Origin of the sequence: Oscillibacter ruminantium GH1, from assembly GCF_000307265.1 — a bacterium.
GTDB classification, from domain to species: domain Bacteria; phylum Bacillota; class Clostridia; order Oscillospirales; family Oscillospiraceae; genus Oscillibacter; species Oscillibacter ruminantium.
This window is the reverse complement of record NZ_DF158899.1, coordinates 130,837-148,085: the sequence shown is the minus strand read 5'-3', so window position 1 is coordinate 148,085 and position 17,249 is coordinate 130,837. Positions and strand designations below refer to the sequence as shown.

At 56.0% G+C, this 17,249-nt stretch carries 14 protein-coding genes; 7 read left to right on the top strand and 7 right to left on the bottom strand.

The features are described 5' to 3' along the window. The first annotated feature begins 10 nt into the window (after positions 1-10). From ON16_RS10935 to nudC, 6 genes are all read left to right on the top strand, one after another. A complete protein-coding gene (locus ON16_RS10935; protein ID WP_040662327.1) occupies positions 11-493 on the top strand; it encodes a DUF4330 domain-containing protein in 483 nt (160 codons plus the stop codon). Positions 494-681: 188 nt separating this feature from the next. After that, entirely contained in the window at positions 682-1,362 is a 681-nt protein-coding gene (locus ON16_RS10930) for a TrkA C-terminal domain-containing protein (RefSeq protein WP_051131699.1), read from the top strand. A 3-nt stretch (positions 1,363-1,365) separates the two neighbouring features. Further along, positions 1,366-2,484 carry an ABC transporter ATP-binding protein gene (locus ON16_RS10925; protein ID WP_040662324.1) on the top strand — a complete coding sequence of 373 codons (1,119 nt, stop codon included), beginning with the start codon at positions 1,366-1,368 and terminating at the stop codon, positions 2,482-2,484. After that, the gene (locus ON16_RS10920) at positions 2,481-3,122 is read left to right on the top strand and encodes an ABC transporter permease (RefSeq protein ID WP_040662321.1); all 642 of its coding nucleotides are present in this window, start codon (positions 2,481-2,483) and stop codon (positions 3,120-3,122) included. Before ON16_RS10925 ends, ON16_RS10920 begins: the two co-directional genes overlap by 4 nt. Next, positions 3,119-4,636 carry a glycine betaine ABC transporter substrate-binding protein gene (locus ON16_RS10915; RefSeq protein WP_040662318.1) on the top strand — a complete coding sequence of 506 codons (1,518 nt, stop codon included), beginning with the start codon at positions 3,119-3,121 and terminating at the stop codon, positions 4,634-4,636. Before ON16_RS10920 ends, ON16_RS10915 begins: the two co-directional genes overlap by 4 nt. 223 nt (positions 4,637-4,859) lie before the next feature. Further along, positions 4,860-5,699: an NAD(+) diphosphatase gene (gene nudC, locus ON16_RS10910; RefSeq protein ID WP_040662315.1), complete on the top strand. Its 840-nt coding sequence runs from the start codon at positions 4,860-4,862 to the stop codon at positions 5,697-5,699. A gap of 145 nt (positions 5,700-5,844) precedes the next feature. Here the strand turns inward: nudC and ON16_RS10905 are convergent, their stop codons facing one another. The 4 genes from ON16_RS10905 to ON16_RS10890 all read right to left on the bottom strand — a co-directional run bounded on the left by ON16_RS10905 (position 5,845) and on the right by ON16_RS10890 (position 10,588). Next, the gene (locus ON16_RS10905) at positions 5,845-7,728 is read right to left on the bottom strand and encodes an ABC transporter ATP-binding protein (protein ID WP_040662312.1); all 1,884 of its coding nucleotides are present in this window, start codon (positions 7,726-7,728) and stop codon (positions 5,845-5,847) included. Beyond that, a complete protein-coding gene (locus tag ON16_RS10900) occupies positions 7,721-9,457 on the bottom strand; it encodes an ABC transporter ATP-binding protein (RefSeq protein WP_040662309.1) in 1,737 nt (578 codons plus the stop codon). Before ON16_RS10900 ends, ON16_RS10905 begins: the two co-directional genes overlap by 8 nt. Beyond that, the gene (locus ON16_RS15070; RefSeq protein ID WP_051131698.1) at positions 9,451-9,891 is read right to left on the bottom strand and encodes a MarR family winged helix-turn-helix transcriptional regulator; all 441 of its coding nucleotides are present in this window, start codon (positions 9,889-9,891) and stop codon (positions 9,451-9,453) included. The genes ON16_RS10900 and ON16_RS15070 overlap by 7 nt, the downstream gene beginning before the upstream one ends. Positions 9,892-10,270: 379 nt before the next feature. Further along, positions 10,271-10,588, bottom strand: a complete 318-nt coding sequence (locus tag ON16_RS10890; RefSeq protein WP_040662306.1) for a YerC/YecD family TrpR-related protein — start codon at positions 10,586-10,588, stop codon at positions 10,271-10,273. Positions 10,589-11,135: 547 nt separating this feature from the next. Between ON16_RS10890 and hutH the strand changes: the two genes are divergently transcribed. Then, positions 11,136-12,698: a histidine ammonia-lyase gene (gene hutH, locus ON16_RS10885; RefSeq protein ID WP_040662967.1), complete on the top strand. Its 1,563-nt coding sequence runs from the start codon at positions 11,136-11,138 to the stop codon at positions 12,696-12,698. Between the two features lie 566 nt (positions 12,699-13,264). Here the strand turns inward: hutH and ON16_RS10880 are convergent. The 3 genes from ON16_RS10880 to ON16_RS10870 form a co-directional block, all read right to left on the bottom strand. After that, the gene (locus tag ON16_RS10880; protein WP_040662303.1) at positions 13,265-13,747 is read right to left on the bottom strand and encodes a PH domain-containing protein; all 483 of its coding nucleotides are present in this window, start codon (positions 13,745-13,747) and stop codon (positions 13,265-13,267) included. Positions 13,748-13,777: 30 nt separating this feature from the next. Next, a complete protein-coding gene (gene nhaC / locus ON16_RS10875; protein ID WP_081579669.1) occupies positions 13,778-15,316 on the bottom strand; it encodes a Na+/H+ antiporter NhaC in 1,539 nt (512 codons plus the stop codon). Between the two features lie 434 nt (positions 15,317-15,750). After that, a complete protein-coding gene (locus tag ON16_RS10870) occupies positions 15,751-17,151 on the bottom strand; it encodes a pyruvate carboxylase subunit B (RefSeq protein WP_051131697.1) in 1,401 nt (466 codons plus the stop codon). Positions 17,152-17,249 lie beyond the last annotated feature (98 nt).

Genomic DNA, 17,249 nt, shown 5'->3' with positions numbered 1-17,249 from the left:
AGGTCAAACAATGGAGCAGAAATCCAAAAAGAAATTGAATGTGATCGACGTGATCGCAGTCCTTATCATTCTGGCGGCGCTGGTTTTCGTGGGTTCCAAGCTGATAAACCGCGGCGGGATGGCGGGCGAGGAGGCGCAGACGCTTCATGTCACGTATGTGGCCAAGGCGGAGGGCGTGGATAAGTCCCTTTACGAAAACTGTCTGGAGCACCTGCCTTCGCCCCTGATGGCGTCCGGTGAGATTCTGAACGGGCAGATTGAGTCTGTGAAGCAGGAGCCTTACTATACGCTGGATGAAAACGGCAACTGGGTCGAGGACCCCTATCATGTGAATCTGTATTTTACCGCCAGCATTGATGTACCCGATGCCGCTGTCCAGACCACCAAGGTGGGCGATCAGGAAGTCCGCGTGGGCAAAACGGATTATGTTTTGAAGAGCGAGTACATTGAGTTCAGCAACATCACAATTGTGGACGTGCAGTGGGGCGAGTGAGCGTCCAACCCAAGCGAGATTGCCTGAATCCTTCTGAAAACGCACCGGAGAGAGAGTCCGGTGCGTTTTTTCGCGCTTTTTTGTAAAAAAATTTACACTTTTTTAACTGACGCTTCTATTTACATATTGAAGTTGTCAGTGTATAATTAGTCCCATAGAGCACCGTTTGTGCGAAAAGAGGTGGAAAAATGCGGCAAATGACTGTTCCGGCGCAATATTTACAAATTGCGGTGGACGTGGCCTCGCGGGTGGCGGGCGGAGATCTGCGAGAGGGTGACCGGCTGTATGGACGGTCAATCATGGCGTCGGAATACGGCGTGTCGCCGGAGACGATCCGCCGGGCGCTGCGGCTTCTGGCAGATATGAAGGTCATCGATGTGAAGCCACAAAGCGGCGCGGTCGTCCTGTCTCAGGACAATGCAAAGCGGTACGTCGATGGGTTCGGCGAGGGGGCGGAGACCCGTTCCCTCCGTCAGCAGATGAAAGAGATCCTGCGGGAATATGAGGAGTTGAACCGGCGGCTGGTGGAGGTGTCCGCCGCGCTGATTCAAAGTCAGGAGACTTATTCCTCCGCAACGGAGCCTTTGCCCAATTATGAGGTGACGGTTCCACCCGGCTCTCCTTTGATTGGAAAGAACATTGGAGCGCTGAGATTCTGGCAGTCTACCGGCGGGACCATTGTGGCGATCCGCCGAAGGCAGAGGGTGATCTTGTCCCCGGGACCCTATGCGGAGCTGTATGACGGAGACGTGATTATTTTAGTGGGTCCGCCTGCCGCCGCGGAGGCGGCGCAGAGACTTGCGGCGGGCCACACGGAGGTGCAGGAAACAGGCGGGCAAACGCCCGCCGCCGTGAAAGGAGCAGGTTAACGGATGATCCAATTCGAACATGTTTGCAAACGATATGGGAAAACAACAATTCTTGAAAATTTGAGCTTCACGATTCCGGACGGACAGTTCGTGGTGCTGATCGGCCCTTCCGGCTGCGGCAAGACCACGACCATGAAAATGATCAACCGTCTGCTGGAACCGGATGGCGGAAAGGTCCTGATCGACGGAAAGGACGCCGCCTCCATGGACAAGGTGGAATTGCGCCGCCACATCGGCTATGTGATTCAGCAGATCGGCCTGTTCCCCAACATGACGGTGGCCCAGAACATCTGCGTGGTACCCCGGCTTCTGAAATATGACAAGGAGCGGTGCGACCAGATTGTCCACGATCTTTTGGAGATGGTGGAGATGCCCTATGAAAAGTACGCGGGCAAGTATCCAAACGAGCTTTCCGGCGGGCAGCAGCAGCGCATCGGCGTGCTGCGGGCGCTGGCGGCGTCGCCCCCTGTGGTGCTGATGGATGAACCCTTCGGCGCACTGGATCCCATGACCCGGGAGGTTTTGCAGGACGAGGTGAAAAAGCTCCAGCAAAAGCTCAACAAGACGATTGTTTTCGTGACCCACGACATGGGCGAGGCGCTGAAGCTGGCAGACACCATTCTCTTTATGAATGGGGGCCGCATCGAGCAGATGGCCTCTCCGGAGAAGATGCTGGAAAACCCCGCCAGCGATCTTGTGCGCAGCTTCCTTGGGAAGCACGCACCCGGCGGCGCCGTCTCCGCCAAGATTGAGACGTTTATGCGTCCCAACGCCTATCGCGTGCGAAAGGACCGAGGCGTGCTGGAGTGCGCGGAGATGATGGCCCGCAACAGCGTGGATACTCTTCTGGTGACGGATGAAGCCGACCACTACTTGGGCGTGGTTACCATCCGGGGCATTAAGCTCTGGGGCAAGGGCCTGCCCAATATTGAGACGCTGATCGTCCAAACGCCCCACACCGCGCGGATTGGGGACGAGGCCAAGGAAAGCGTGGACTATCTGCTGGAATCCGGAGACGACTATGTGGTGGTGCTGAACGCCAACGACACCATTGCCGGTATCGTCACCAAGACCAGCGTTGCCAAATCCGTGGCCACGACCCTCTGGGGGGATGAACGATGAGTGCTTTCTTTGCATCCTATGGGTCTATGCTGGCACAGGCCGTGGTGATCCACGTACTGTATGTGCTGGTGAGCGTTGCCATCGGATTTGTACTGGGGCTGACTCTGGGCGTTCTTTTGAGCCGGGTTCCCCAATGGTCCGGAGTGCTGATCCCCATTGTGTCCATTTTCCAGACCATTCCCGGTCTGGTATTCATCGGCGTGCTGTTTATCTGGATCGGGATGCAGCCGGCCACGGTGATTATCGCCCTTTCCATTTACGCCATGTTCCCGGTACTGAAAAATACTTACACAGGTATCTTGGGCGTGGAGCCGAAATATGTGGAGGCGGCGAAAGGGTGCGGCATGTCCCCGTTTCAGACGCTGTGGCAGGTGGAGCTGCCTTTGGCCATGCCCACCATCATCGCGGGTCTGCGGATGGCGGCGATCTATACCGTCAGCTGGACGGTGCTGGCGGCCATGATTGGGCTGGGCGGTCTTGGCAACTTTGTCTATCAGGGCGTCAGCTCCAACAACAACACCCTCATCATCGCCGGAGCTATTCCGGCGGCAATCCTCGCCATCGTCATCGGGGCGCTGATTGATCTTCTGCAAAAGAAGGTCACGCCCCGCGGAATGCGGAGGGAGGTGGGCAAATGACTTGGGACTTGATTTTGCAGCACCTGTTCATTGTACTGGCCTCCGCGCTGGCGTCCATTGTGGTGGGTCTGCCGCTGGGTGTGCTGGCCTATCTGTACCCCAAGGCCCGGACGGCAATCTTGTGGGTGGCGGACCTTTTGCAGACCATTCCGTCGCTTGCCTTGCTGGGCATTATCATGGTGGTGGCGGGGCCGGGCAAGCTGACCGTCATCATCGGCATTACACTGTATTCCCTGCTGCCCATCGTGCGCAATACCTGCCTTGGATTGCAGGAGGTGGACCCGGGTGTGAAGGAAGCGGCCCGGGGCATGGGCATGGGCCGAACCTACCGGCTGCTGCATGTGGAATTCCCTCTGGCGTTCCCGATGGTGTTTACGGGCGTTCGCATCGCGGTGGTGAATGCCATCGGCTCCGCCGTGTTCGCGGCCTTTGTGGGCGGCGGCGGCCTTGGAAGCGTGATTAACCGGGGTATCCGCATTGCGGACATGGGGATGATTCTCTCCGCCACCGGGGCGCTGATGGTGATTGCCGTTCTGCTGGATTTGGGCATGGGCTGGTTCGAGGGGCATTTGAAAAAGTCCCACGGCGTGAGCCGCCGGTCAGGGATCATTCTGGCCTGTATTATGGCCGCCGTCGCCATCTCCATCCCCTTTGGCCTGCGGGATACCACCGGGGAGTCGGAATTGGTCCTCTATGATGGAGACTACTCCGAAACGCAGATTATGGACCGCATTATTCAGCAGCTGGTGGAGAGCAAAACGGATCTGACGGTTACCATCAAAGATCAGATGTCTCAGGTGAACAATTACAACGCCCTAAAGGGCGACGGCCATAGCTGCGACATGATGATCTCCTACGATGGAACGCTGCTGACCACTTTCCTGAAAAAGGACCCCACCGACGTGCCGGCGGGTGAGTCGCTGTACGACTTCACAAACGCGCTGTCCATGGAGCAGAATGACATGCGTCTACTGGAAAAGCTGGGCTTCAACAATACCTACGCCATCGCGGTGCCGCAGGAGATCGCGGAGCAATACGGTCTTGAAAAAGTCAGCGATCTGATTCCCGTAGCGGATCAGCTCACCTTTGGCGCGGAGCAGGAATTCTTTACGCTGGAGGGTAGCATGAAATACGGGCCGTTTACCGAGTTCTACGGATTGAACTTCAAGAGCGCCGTTCCTGTGGACGCCGGACTGAAATACACCGCCATCGAAAACCGCAGCTTCGATGTGACCGAGGTCTATGCCACCGACGGCCTGAACCGCAAGGTGGGGCTGAAGATTCTGGAGGATGACCTGCACTTTTTCCCGGAGTATAACGGAGCGTTCCTGATCCGGGAGGACACATTGGAAAAATTTGCGGACGCAGCCCCTGAGCTGGAGGATGTTTTAAATCTGCTGGCGGGGAAAATCTCCAACGAGGATATGACGGAGATGACCTATCAGGTGGACGTGCTGGGCGGCAGTGCCGACGACGTGGCCCGGGAATTTTTGCAGAGTCTGGACCTGCTGTAACGACTGCGGCCGAAAGGTCCGAGCGATGCAGAGCTGCTTTGAAAATCAAACGAACCGCCGGAAAAGTCTTTGGACTTTTCCGGCGGTTTTCTTTTTTTCGCGGTAGAGGAAAAATGCCTGCCGCAGCATGGCTTTTTTACGAAAAATGTGGTATCCTGAAAAAGTAAATTTGCTTAAGGACCTATGAATGCGGGTTCTAAGAATTTGACAGGAGGGCATTTCCATGCTTCAGGAAATTGCACCGCATGTTTTTCAAAATGCTTTCAGAAATCCGGCTCCCGTCCCGAAGGACGCGGACCTTGTGGCCTCGTTTGCGGACGGGGCCGTTCTGCTGACGCGGGAAGGCAACTTTCCAACTGTGGCGAAGATTCGGACGCTGGGCGTGCCGGAGGAGGAACTGATTCATCTTTTTGCCGTGGATGATATCCAGTTTTTCCTGCTGGAGGAGCCGACGGAAGCTGTAAAGGCCGCGCTGTGTCCCACGCCGACGACGGTGTTTCGCACCATAGAGCCGCGCTTTCTCCGTTTGGCGGGACCATCGGCGCTGCACCTGATGAATTGGCGTCAGGCCAACCGCTTCTGCGGCTGCTGCGGCGCGCCCACCGTCCGGGATGACAAAGAGCGAGCCATGCGCTGCACTGTCTGCGGCGCGCTGGTCTATCCCCGCATCAATCCCGCCGTGGTGGTGGCGCTGCGGGATGGAGATCGTCTGCTGCTGACCCGGTACGCCGACCGGAACCGGTCCGCGCGATACGCGCTGATCGCGGGCTTCACGGAGATTGGTGAAACTATGGAGCAGACTGTCTGCCGGGAGGTTATGGAAGAGGTGGGCCTCCGGGTGAAAAACGTCCGGTATCACGCAAATCAGCCTTGGGGCTTTGTGGGCAATCAGATGGTGGGCTTTTGGGCGGATTTGGACGGCGACGGAACGGTCACACTGGATACCAGCGAGTTGAAGGAGGCCGTCTGGCTGCGCCGGGATGAAATTCCAGAAAGTCACGACCCTATCGATCTGACCCACACCATGACCGAACTGTTTCGCTTGGGGAAAGACCCCCGGTGAACGTAAAAAAGCAAGACCGGACCTCTCCCCAAAAGGGGAAGAGGCCCGGCTTTTTTTGCAAGATTATTTTTTGCGTTGGAAAAAGAGAGAGACTTTGTGCGGGGTATTCCGCGCCGGGAGCCGCGCTCCGCGTGGAACGCCAATGTTACGCCAGCTCCGCCTGACCGGTATAAAGCTGATAATACCGCCCTTTTTCGTCCAGCAGCTCTTCGTGGTCGCCTCGCTCAATAATTTCGCCCTGCTCCAGAACGAGAATCGCCTGCGAGTTGCGGACCGTGGAAAGACGATGGGCGATGACGAACACCGTACGGCCCGCCATCAGTTGATCCATGCCCTGCTCAATGAGCTTTTCGGTGCGGGTGTCGATCGAGCTGGTGGCCTCATCCAAAATCAGCACAGGTGGATTGGACAGGGCGGCGCGGGCGATGTTCAAAAGCTGCCGCTCGCCCTGGCTGAGACTGCCGCCGTCTCCGGAGAGAACGGTTTGATAGCCCAGAGGCAGGTGACGGATAAAGCCGTCCGCGTTGGCAAGCTGTGCCGCCGCCTCCACTTCCTCGTCCGTGGCGTCCAGCTTGCCGTATCGGATGTTGTCCGCCACAGTGCCGCTGAACAGATGGGTGTCCTGCAAAACAATGCCCAGAGATTGACGGAGAGAGTCCTTTTCAATGTCCTGAATGTTGATGCCGTCATAGGTGATTACGCCGCTGTCAATCTCATAAAACCGATTGATGAGGTTGGTAATGGTGGTTTTTCCCGCGCCGGTGGAACCCACAAAGGCAATTTTCTGGCCGGGCTTTGCAAACAGGGAGATGTTGTTAAGAATGGTTTTCTTTCCATCGTAGCTGAAAACCACATGGTCGAACCGCACGTCGCCCTTCACGGGGATCAGTGTGCCGTCCGGCTGCTTCCAAGCCCATGCACCGGTGTCCACGGCGGTTTCCTCCAGCTTGCCGCCGGAGAGAAGGCGCACGCGAACCAGCGTGACTTTGCCGTGATCGGTTTCCGGCTCCGTCTCCATGACCTCAAAGATGCGCTCCGCGCCCGCCACGGCGGCCAGAATCGTGTTCACCTGCTGGGCAATCTGGCTTACGGGCTGACTGACCTGCCGGGTATACTGCAAAAAGGTGGCGAGGCCGCCCAGATCACCGCTGCGAATGGCGAGAATTGCGCCCACCATGCAGGTAATGGCATAGTTCATATAACTGAGATTGCCCATAACGGGCATCATGGCCCCGGCAAAGGTCTGGGCGCTGGTGGCTGCCTGGCGATAGGCCTCGTTTCGCTCCTGAAAACCCTCGATGGCAGCGGACTCGTGGTTGAAGACCTTGATGACCTTCTGGCCCTCGGTCATCTCCTCAATATAACCGTTCACCGCGCCGATGGCTTTTTGCTGTGCTGTAAAGTTTTTGCGGCTGCGACCGCCGATGCTCTTCACCGCCACCAGCATCACCGCCAGCACCGCAAAGGTGATGAGTGTCAGCAGGGGACTGATATAGAGCATCATGGCAATGGTGCCGACGAAGGTGGCGGTGCAGGAGATCAGGGAGGCAAAGGAGTTGTTGATGGCCTCGCTGACGTTGTCGATGTCGTTGGTAAAGCGGCTCATCAGTTCGCCGTGGGTGTGAGCGTCAAAAAACTTCAGAGGCAGGCTTTGCAGCTTTGCGAATAGATCCCGGCGCAGGGCGGCCACGGTGCTCTGGGAAATGTGGACCATGATCCGGGCGTAGGCAAAACTCATCAGCGCACCCAGAAGATAGACCCCCGCCATAACCACCAGCATTTTTGCAAGGCCCGGAAAGTCCCCGGGGAGGATATAATCGTTAATCAGGGGACGCAGCAGATAGGACCCGCCAACGCTGCACGCCGAGCTGATGAGGATGCATACCGCCACCAAAATCAACTGAAGTTTATAGCGGCCCAGATAGTTCATCAGCTTGCTGATGGTGCCATGCAGATTCTTGGGCTTTTGGAATCCGCCGCGGTTGGGCCCGTGCTTGGGGGTGGGGGCGTTATTTTCGTGTTCAGCCACCGATGCTCACTCCTTCCTGCTGGGACATGTAGACATCCCGATAGATTTCACAAGTTTTCATCAATTCCTCGTGGGAACCCTGCGCCGCGATACGGCCCTGCTCCATCACCAGAATTAAATCTGCGTCTGCAATGGAGGTAACCCGTTGGGCAATAATCAGCTTTGTGGTGTTTTTCAGCTCCTGTCGAAAGGCCTGCCGGATTTTGGCGTCGGTGGCAGTATCCACGGCGCTGGTGGAATCGTCCAGAATCAAAATTTTGGGCTGTTTTAAAATGGCCCGGGCGATACACAACCGCTGCTTCTGCCCGCCGGAGACGTTCACGCCGCCCTGCCCCAAATCGGTATCCAGGCCGTCGGGCATACGGGAGAGAAACTCATCGGCGCAGGCCGCGCGGACGGCGGCTTGAAGCTGCTCCTCCGAGGCGTTGGGATTGCCCCAGAGAAGGTTTTCCCGGATGGTACCGGAGAACAGGGTGTTTTTTTGCAAAACCACGGACACCGCGTCCCGCAAATGCTCCATGGTGTAGTTCGCCACAGGGCGGCCGCCCACGGAGACAACACCTTCCTGCGCTTCATACAGCCGGGGGATCAGGGATACCAGCGTGGACTTTCCGCTGCCTGTGCCGCCCAGAATACCCACGGTGGAGCCGGCGGGAATATGGAGGGTTATATCCTCCAGAACCCATTCTGTCCCGTCCTCGCTGTACTTGAAGTTCACATGATCGAAATCCACGCTGCCGCATTCCACCGCCGCGCCGGTGAGGGCGTGGTCGTTGTTGATGGCGGGCGTTTCATCCAGTACCTCACAAATACGCTTGGCGCAGGCGATGGAGCGGGACATCATCATGAAGATCATGGAGACCATCATCAGAGAAATGAGGATTTCCGTGATATAGGAGAAAAACGCAGTGAGATTACCGACTTCCATCGTTCCTGCGTAGACCATTTTGCCGCCGAACCACATCACAGCGATGATCGTGCCATAGACAATCAGCATCATGACCGGCATATTGACCACCACGGCGCCAAAGGCCTTTTCCGAGGTGGAACGCAGGTCGTTGTTCCGCTTTTCAAATTTTCCCTTTTCGTGATCTTCTCGGACAAAGGACTTCACCACTCGAATGCCGGTCAGATTTTCCTGCACCACCAGATTCAAAGCGTCGGTCTTTTCCTGTAAAACGCGGAAAAGGGGGCCTACCTTTGTCATCAGGATGCAGATGAACACCAGCAGCAGGGGGATAGCCACTAAAAACACACGGGAGAGATCCCGACTCAGCTTGATAGCAAGAATCAGAGCCGATACCAGCATTACCGGAGCGCGAACCAGCAGGCGCATTCCCATCATCAGGGTCATCTGCATGGCGTTCACATCGCTGGTCAGGCGGGTTACCAGAGACGCGGTGGAAAATTTCTCAATGTTGGAGAAGGCAAAGCTCTGCACGCGGGCGTACTCCGCCGCCCGGAGATTTGCGCCGAAGCCCATGCCCGCACGGGATGAGAACGCGGCGCTGCCAAGGCCGAATAACAGAGCGACCAACGCCATGACCACCATCAGAATGCCTTTACGCACGATATAATTTGTGTCGGCGTTGGCAACGCCGACGTCCACAATGTCCGCCATTACCAGCGGGATCAGCAGCTGGAACACGGCGTCCATGGCGGAACAGAAAACGCCCAACCCGATCCATTTTCGGTATCCTTTTGTATAAGGAGAGAGTTTCTTCAGCATTTTTTACGGTCCTCCTCTAAATTTTGAATCACACGATTCAACAGCGAATGAAGCTGCGCCAGCTCCTCCGGCGTGAAGTCGGCGACAAACTGACGCTCTGTTTCCCGCAGCTCCTGCCAAAGCTGATCCATCTGCGCCTGCCCGTCCTTCGTCAGCGAGATACAGCGGCGTCGGGCGTCGGAGTTGTCCGCACTGCGCGCCACCAGACCCCGCTCCACCATGCGGTCCACGATACCATTCACGGTAGAGGGCCTTACGTGAAAATGTTCGCCCAGCGCCCGCTGGGTGGATTGGCCGCCGCAGCGGGACAGATGAATGATAACGTGGGCCTGCAAGGGCGTCACATCGTATTTCGACATACGCGCATCCGCGCGCTCCCGGAACAGATGGGCGGCGCAGGCGATTGACTGCCCAAGCGATCTGGTTTCTTCCATGGCGTCAGCACTCCTCCAATTTTGCTTTGTGTCCTAAATGTTAGCACGCTAAATATTAACACCGGACGAAAAAGTTGTCAATGTGCAAATTGCCATTTAATTTGAACGAATTATGAACAAATTCTTGAAAATCAGTAGGTTTGTAAACAAATTGTGAAAGGTCAGCCTAATCCGTTGACTTTTAATTGGAGGCCCGGTATCATGAACTCATCAAGCAGGACACTTGATACATTTCTCCAAGTTTTCCCTCTCCTTTCTCTATACCATACAGGCAAAGCGGACGGCTGGCAGGCCGTCCGCTTTGTCGCATCATAGAAACAACGGCGGGGAGCGGCATGTAAATGCCGCTCCCCGCTATTTTTATGAAAATAAGGAGATCTTATCCTTCTTCCTTTTTTGATGACTCCTGTTCCGTCAAACGATGAATCACTCGGGCATAGCCGTCTGCACCGTAGACCAGACATTTTCGAACACGGGTAATGGTAGCGGAAGAGACGCCAGTCTTTTCATTGATGGCGTTGAAGGTCTCGCCCTCCTGAAGCATCCGGGCCACCATCCATCGCTGCGCCATGACCTGAATCTCTCCAACGGTGCAGAGGTCGTCAAAGAAGCGGTAGCAGTCCTCACGGTCCCTTAAGGAGAGAATTGCCTGATACAGATGGTCTGTCATGTCCGAGTTCATTCTGCTCTCATACATCTTGAAGCCTCACTTTCAAAATCCGGCGCCGCCGGATACTGATTCCGACGGGGAAAAACTTTAACGCAATAATACGGTATCTTATAGTTGACAGGATAGCAGACTTTTCTGTGGCTGTCAATCTGCTTCGTTCTTTCTATCAAAAATTTTACGAGAAACAGAGCAATATCCTTTTAAGTTGACGTGTTAGTTGACTAATGCTTTATCAGTATACCGTGATAATGCACAAATAAAAACGCGAAAATACAAAAATTAATGTTGATTTTAGACAAACGCAGTGCTATTATAAGAGCAAGCAAATACAAAACCGACAAGCGCACAGCACAGACAGGATCGTGGACGCTCACCCATGGGCAGGGTGACGGCACTTTCGGCGCAGACTGCGCAGGGAGCACGCCAAGCACTGCGTTCCGGCTACTTTTCTCACGCGACTTTGAATTGCCGCTGGGGCATGTCCCAATTTGACCGGTATCCGCGTAAAAACGCGGATACCGGCACGGGGCATCATTCGGGGCAAAAAATTGAATCGAGGTAACGAATCGTGATTATGAAGCCTTCTGAGATCAAGCATGTTGTTGTCGATGGACACAGCCTGACGCTGGAGTCCTTTGTGGCTGTTGCCCGCTATGGGGCGACGGTGGAACTGGCTGATTCTGCACTGAAAGCGATGCAGAAATCCCGTGCACTTGCGGAGAAAATTGTCGCGGAAAACCGCGTGGCCTACGGAATTACCACCGGCTTTGGCGACTTCCAAAAGGTCGCTGTTCCCGAGGAGATGAGCAACCAGCTCTCCACCAACCTGATTCTGAGCCACTGTACAGGTACCGGCGACCCCTACGCTGAAGAAGTGGTCCGCGGTATGTTGCTGCTGCGCGCCAATGCGCTGTGCGTGGGTGTGTCCGGCATCCGTCCTATTTTGGTGCAGATGATGCTGGAGATGCTGAACAAGGGTGTAACGCCTGTGGTGCCTCAGAAGGGCTCTCTGGGTTCCTCTGGCGATCTGGCGCCTTTGGCGCACATGACTCTGCCCATGCTGGGCAAGGGCATGGCGACCTTTAAGGGCGAGAAGATGACCGGCGCGGAGGCCATGGCCAAGGCTGGCATCCAGACGCTGGACACGCTGGTTTGCAAAGAGGGTCTGGGCATGACCAACGGTACCTGCGCCATGACCTCTGTGGGTTCTCTGGCACTGTTCGATACCATCTGCGCCGCACAGCTGGCCGACGCAATCGGCTCTCTGGACTTCGAGGCGCTCACCGGTCTGCGCAATGCTTTCGATGCCCGCATTCATGCGGTTCGCGGCCAGAAGGGCCAGATGCTGGTGGCTGCCAATATGCGCAAGCTGCTGGACGGCTCCGAGATTCTGGACAACTGCCAGAAGGATCGCGTGCAGGATGCTTACGCCCTGCGCTGCATCCCCCAGCTCCACGGCGCTGTGCGTGACGCGCTGGAATACGTGCGGAGCAAGGTCGAGATCGAGCTGAACGCCGTCACGGATAATCCGCTGCTGTTCTTGGAAGACGAGGCGGTCATCTCCGGCGGTAACTTCCATGGCGAGCCGATGGCAATTCCCTTTGATACGCTGGGCATCGCGTGCAGCGAGATTGCCAACGCTTCCGAGCGCCGCACCGAGCGCATGGTGAATGCGGCACTGTCCAACGGACTGACTCCGTTCCTGACCACCAAGCCCGGCGTGAACTCCGGCTTTATGATCGTGCAGTACGCCGCGGCCTCCATGGTGTCTGAGAACAAGGTCTTGGCGCATCCCGCGTCCGTGGACTCGATTCCTTCTTCCGCCAATCAGGAGGATATTGTCTCCATGGGCACCACCGCAGGCCGCAAGGCGGGCTGGATCGTCCAGAACACCCTGTCCGTGTTGGCGGATGAGCTGCTGACCGCATGCCAGGCCATCGACATCCGGCGGAATCTGAACACCCATGGCAAGGGTCTTGCCCCGGTCCATGAGGCCATTCATAAGCATGTTCGCGAGAAGGTGGACTTCTACGAGATCGACCGCGAGATCTGGCCGGACATTGCAGAGGTGGAAAAGATGGTTCGCAGCGGCGAGCTGCTGGATATTGTCAAGGAGTACATCCCCGACTTCGAGTAAGTGCAGAACAGTTGACACACCGCCGCACCGGTTTCCCGGTGCGGCGGCGTTGCGTTGCTCGGGCTTAACAGACGGACAGAAACGATGGGGACTTGAAACGCTGAAATCGAGTGTGCAATCAGCGGTCGGTGGGGGAGGATCTTATCCCGATTGATTGTTCATAGAACCAATGACTTTTCAGCATTTTTTTTGCGTGTGGAAATGTTGCTGTTCTTGCTGAGTATTCGGGCAACACCGCACGGCGGCGGGTGTAAAATGCACTGCCAAAATCACCCTATATATGCTGCATACGTTGTGCAAAAGGCTTTTCAGGCTGCTATACCCAGAAAATAATGCAAAACACCCGCCTGAGAAGAAATGAGAGATTTCCCGTCTTGGAGCCTGCGGATGGAGAGATCATGGGAGATTTTTGGCAAACGGTTTAACTGACCGGAAGTAAGCACGGATGCCCTGCTTTAGCAGAGCCGGACAACTTGACGCAGCGGAATATCGAGAAGACATTACTTTGGGTTGCCGCCGCCAAGAGTAAACAACGCCCCCGGAGAAATTCTCCGAGGGCGTTGTATTCAGGCTTTTTTCCGCTTTGGGGCGGGCTTGGCCTTTTCGCTGAGGTCACTGATCTTGATTGAGGAATTTTGTTCTTTTGCCAGCTTCATGATCTTTTCCGCGTCGCTCTTGGTAAAGAACAGCCGCTTACTCTTGATGTCGTTGGCAAAATAGAGCGCCACCAGTTCGGGATGGCCTTTGTCCTCACGGGTGACCGCGCGAACGTCGTTCCAGCTCAGGAAATCGTAGTGCGTGGTAATTCGCATCTGATAGAAGATCTCAAGCCCCCGGCTGGTCACGGCTACACTTTTTACCATCAGCAGCGTCAGAATGTAAAGCAGACCGAAAATGGCGGCAACGCGATACTTGGTGGTCAGCCCGCCGAGAATCAGCAGGCCAGACATGAACCAGCTGCCCACCGTCACCCACTTTTTTCGGGGCTTCAGATCCTTGGGGTAGTATTTGGGCCCTTCAACGGATTCCCATGGGAGATGTTCGATCATGACGCAGCGATTCCTTTCTCAGCAGACAGCTTAGGCGTTGATGGAGGGGGCTTTGCCGGCGGCGCGGCGCTCTGCCAGATTCTTTACAGCAATCTCATGCTCTTTTTCGGGAGCACCTGCAGGCTTGCCGGCCCGGGTCTTGCCGAACAGATTGGTGTAAGAACCGTCAGCCCAGAAGATGTTGCGGCCCAAGAAAGCAGTGATGGCGGCATAGATGGGGTTGAGAAGGTTCACGAAGGCAAACGGGAAATATACGAAGGGGTGGATGCCCAAAACGCCCATCTGATAGGCACCGCAGCCGGTCCAGGGGAACATGACGGCCCACAGAGTGCCGCAGTCCTCCAGCGTACGGGAGAGCATGTTGCGGCCAAGGCCCATTTCGTCGTATTTCTCCGCGTACAGTGGGGCGGGAACGCCGATGCCCAGGAACTGGTCGCACATGGTGGCGTCGCAGAACAGGGAGGTCAGCAGGGTTGCCAGAATCAGACTGCCCACAGAGTGGAGCTTGTTCTTCAGCTTGCCGAACAGGGACTCCACGCAGCCGCAGCGAGCCAGAGCGCCGCCGTATGCAACTGCCAGCAAAATCAGGTTGATGGTCCACATCTGATGGTCCATGCCGCCGCGGCTGAGCAGATTATCCGCCAACTCATTGCCGGACTCAAAGCCCGTGCCATAGTGCAGGGTATTGAAAATCGTGCTGATATCGGTCATACCCTGGAAAATGGCCGCAAAGAGCACGCCGCAGCCCACGGAGATGGCGATGCCCACCAGGCCGGGGAGCTTCATGATGCAGGCCGCGATGATGACCAGAATGGGCACCAGCAGGAAGGGATTGATGTTAAAGCCGTTATAGATGGCGGCCTGCAGATCGGTGGCCACAGTGGGGTCGTAGCCTGCGGTGTCGATGTTCAGACCCAGAATGGTGTAGAGGATCAGTGCGATAACAAATGTAGGAGCCGTGGTGGAAACCATGGCGGTCACGTGGTCAAAAAGTCCTGTTTTCGCAACGGCGGCGGCCAGATTGGTGGTGTCGCTCAGGGGGGAGAACTTGTCGCCCACATACGCGCCGGAGATAATCATACCGGCGGTGATGGCGGGATTGATGCCAAGGCCCGCGCCAATGCCGAGGAACGCGATACCGATGGTGGCGGTGGCGGTCCAAGAGGAGCCGCAGGCCAGACCCACCACGGCGCACATAATGCACCCGATGGGAAGGAACAGCTTCGGGGTCAGCAGATCCAGACCGTAATAGATCAGGGCGGGAATGGTGCCGGACATGATGAAGGAGGCCACCAGAATACCCACGGTGCAAAGAATCAAAATAGCTTCCATGGAGGCGTTCAGCTGATCCAGCATACCGGCCAGCATATCGGAAAAGGTGTGACCACAGACGCAGCCCACAATGCAGGCCACCACGATGGCGACCATCAGAGGCATATGCGCGTCCACGTAATCCCCTTTAGCCAGACCGTAGACCATCAGAACCATCATCACAACGATGGGGAGCAGCGCCTCAATAATATTGGGCAGGCGAACGGTACGTACCTTTTTCTCCTTAATTTCAGGCATTTGAAATCCCTCTTTCCTTATAAAAGTTGATTTTTGCAGTTTTACGGGAAACCTTGTACAGCAGACTGGCGGGCTGCTGCCCAATGCGTCTGCCTTTCACATTCTCCGTAATTGCCCTCCTTCCCGGACAGATTTGCTGCAACAACACAGGAAATACCGCCCGCGCCTTAAGCGGGCGGTGAGTGCCGAAGAATATCGGGAGCAGACAAACGCCGTTTGGGCAAAACAGCGTCCTCACGCAGCCGTTCCGAATCTCCTTCGACGGGACTTCACGGAAAAACAATTCGTTTGCAAAGGACTCTCTCCAGTTCCTCTCCGTGATTGTCCACATTTTACATGATGGAGCGTCTATAAAACGTCTATTTTTGTACGATTTACGAAATAGCTGGAAAAGAGTCCGTTCAACGTTTTTGTAACGATGGAGTTTTGGAAAATTAATGAAAAAACATAAAGCCTATCGAAGGCGGGGAGTTACTCCACCTGTCTTTTTTTATGAGAAATTCCTCGGCCACCTGAGGAAATAAGGCTAGAGAGAGAACGTCCTCCTCTCTTTGGGCAAGGGCTTTGTACTTCTCACGGCTGGCTGGCAGCTCCGGCTGCAAAAGATCCGCCGGGCGGCAGGTGATGCGGTCTTCTTCCCGAATTCCGGCTTTTTGCAGGACCTCCGGATTGACCGGCCCGGGCAGTTGGCCGTATTCGCCACGCAGCATGGCCTTGGATTCCTTGGAGAACATTTGATAGCGCTTTCCAGTGACCACGTTTAAAACGGCCTGCGAGCCGATGATCTGGCTGGAGGGAGTCACCAGCGGGGGATAGCCGAAATCACGGCGGACGCTGGGAATCTCCGCTAAAACGGATTCATACAGCTCCTCCCGCCCGATCTGCCGCAGCTGGGCAATCAGATTGGACAGCATTCCGCCGGGAACCTGCCAGATCAGCGCGCTGGCGTCCACCCGCAATACGCGGGAGTCCAGAAAACCCGCCTGCTCTAAAGAAGCCGAAACTGTGCGAAAGTGCGCCGCCGCCGAGCCAAGGCGGGAAAGATCCAGCCCGGTGTCCCGGAGGGTTCCCTTCAGGGCGGCCACCATGGATTCCGTGGCCGGCTGAGACACGCCGCCCGCGAGAGGGGAGAGGGCGGTGTCCACAATGTCCGCACCGGCCACAGCCGCCATCAGATTTACCATGGCGCCGGTACCGGCGGAATCATGAGTGTGGAGATGGATGGGAAGGGTCACCGTTTCCTTCAGCCGCTTCACCAAGGAATATGCCGCCATGGGAGACAGCAGATTCGCCATATCTTTGATACAGATGGAGTCCGCGCCCATCTGCGCAAGCTCTTGGGCAAGACGGAGAAAATACGCCTCGTCATGGATGGGGGAGACGGTGTAGGAGATGGCGGCTTCCGCCAGCCCTCCGTATTTTTTTACGGAACGAAGGGCCTGCTCCAGATTTCTTGGGTCATTCAGCGCGTCAAAGACGCGCACAATGTCGATGCCGTTCTCAATGGATTTGGCGCAAAAGGAGTCCACCACGTCGTCGGCGTAGTTTCGGTAGCCGAGGATGCTTTGTCCCCGAAACAGCATTTGCAGCTTTGTGTGGGGAAGATGGCGGCGCAAGGCCCGGAGCCGATCCCACGGGTCCTCGTCCAAATAGCGCATACAGGCGTCAAAGGTGGCTCCGCCCCAGCATTCCAGAGAGTAATATCCAATAGAGTCCAGAATTTCACAAGCGGGCAGCATGTCCTCAAGGCGCATCCGCGTGGCGGCTTGGGACTGGTGTGCGTCCCGCAGAATTGTATCGGTGATGAGAAGAGGCTTGCTGCTCAGAAATTCCATGTCAGTTTTCTCCGTTCTAAAATATTCTGCGTCAAATTTGGCGCTTTTCACAAATCAAATCGTTGGTTGCACTTCTGACTTATTTATAATATACTTGA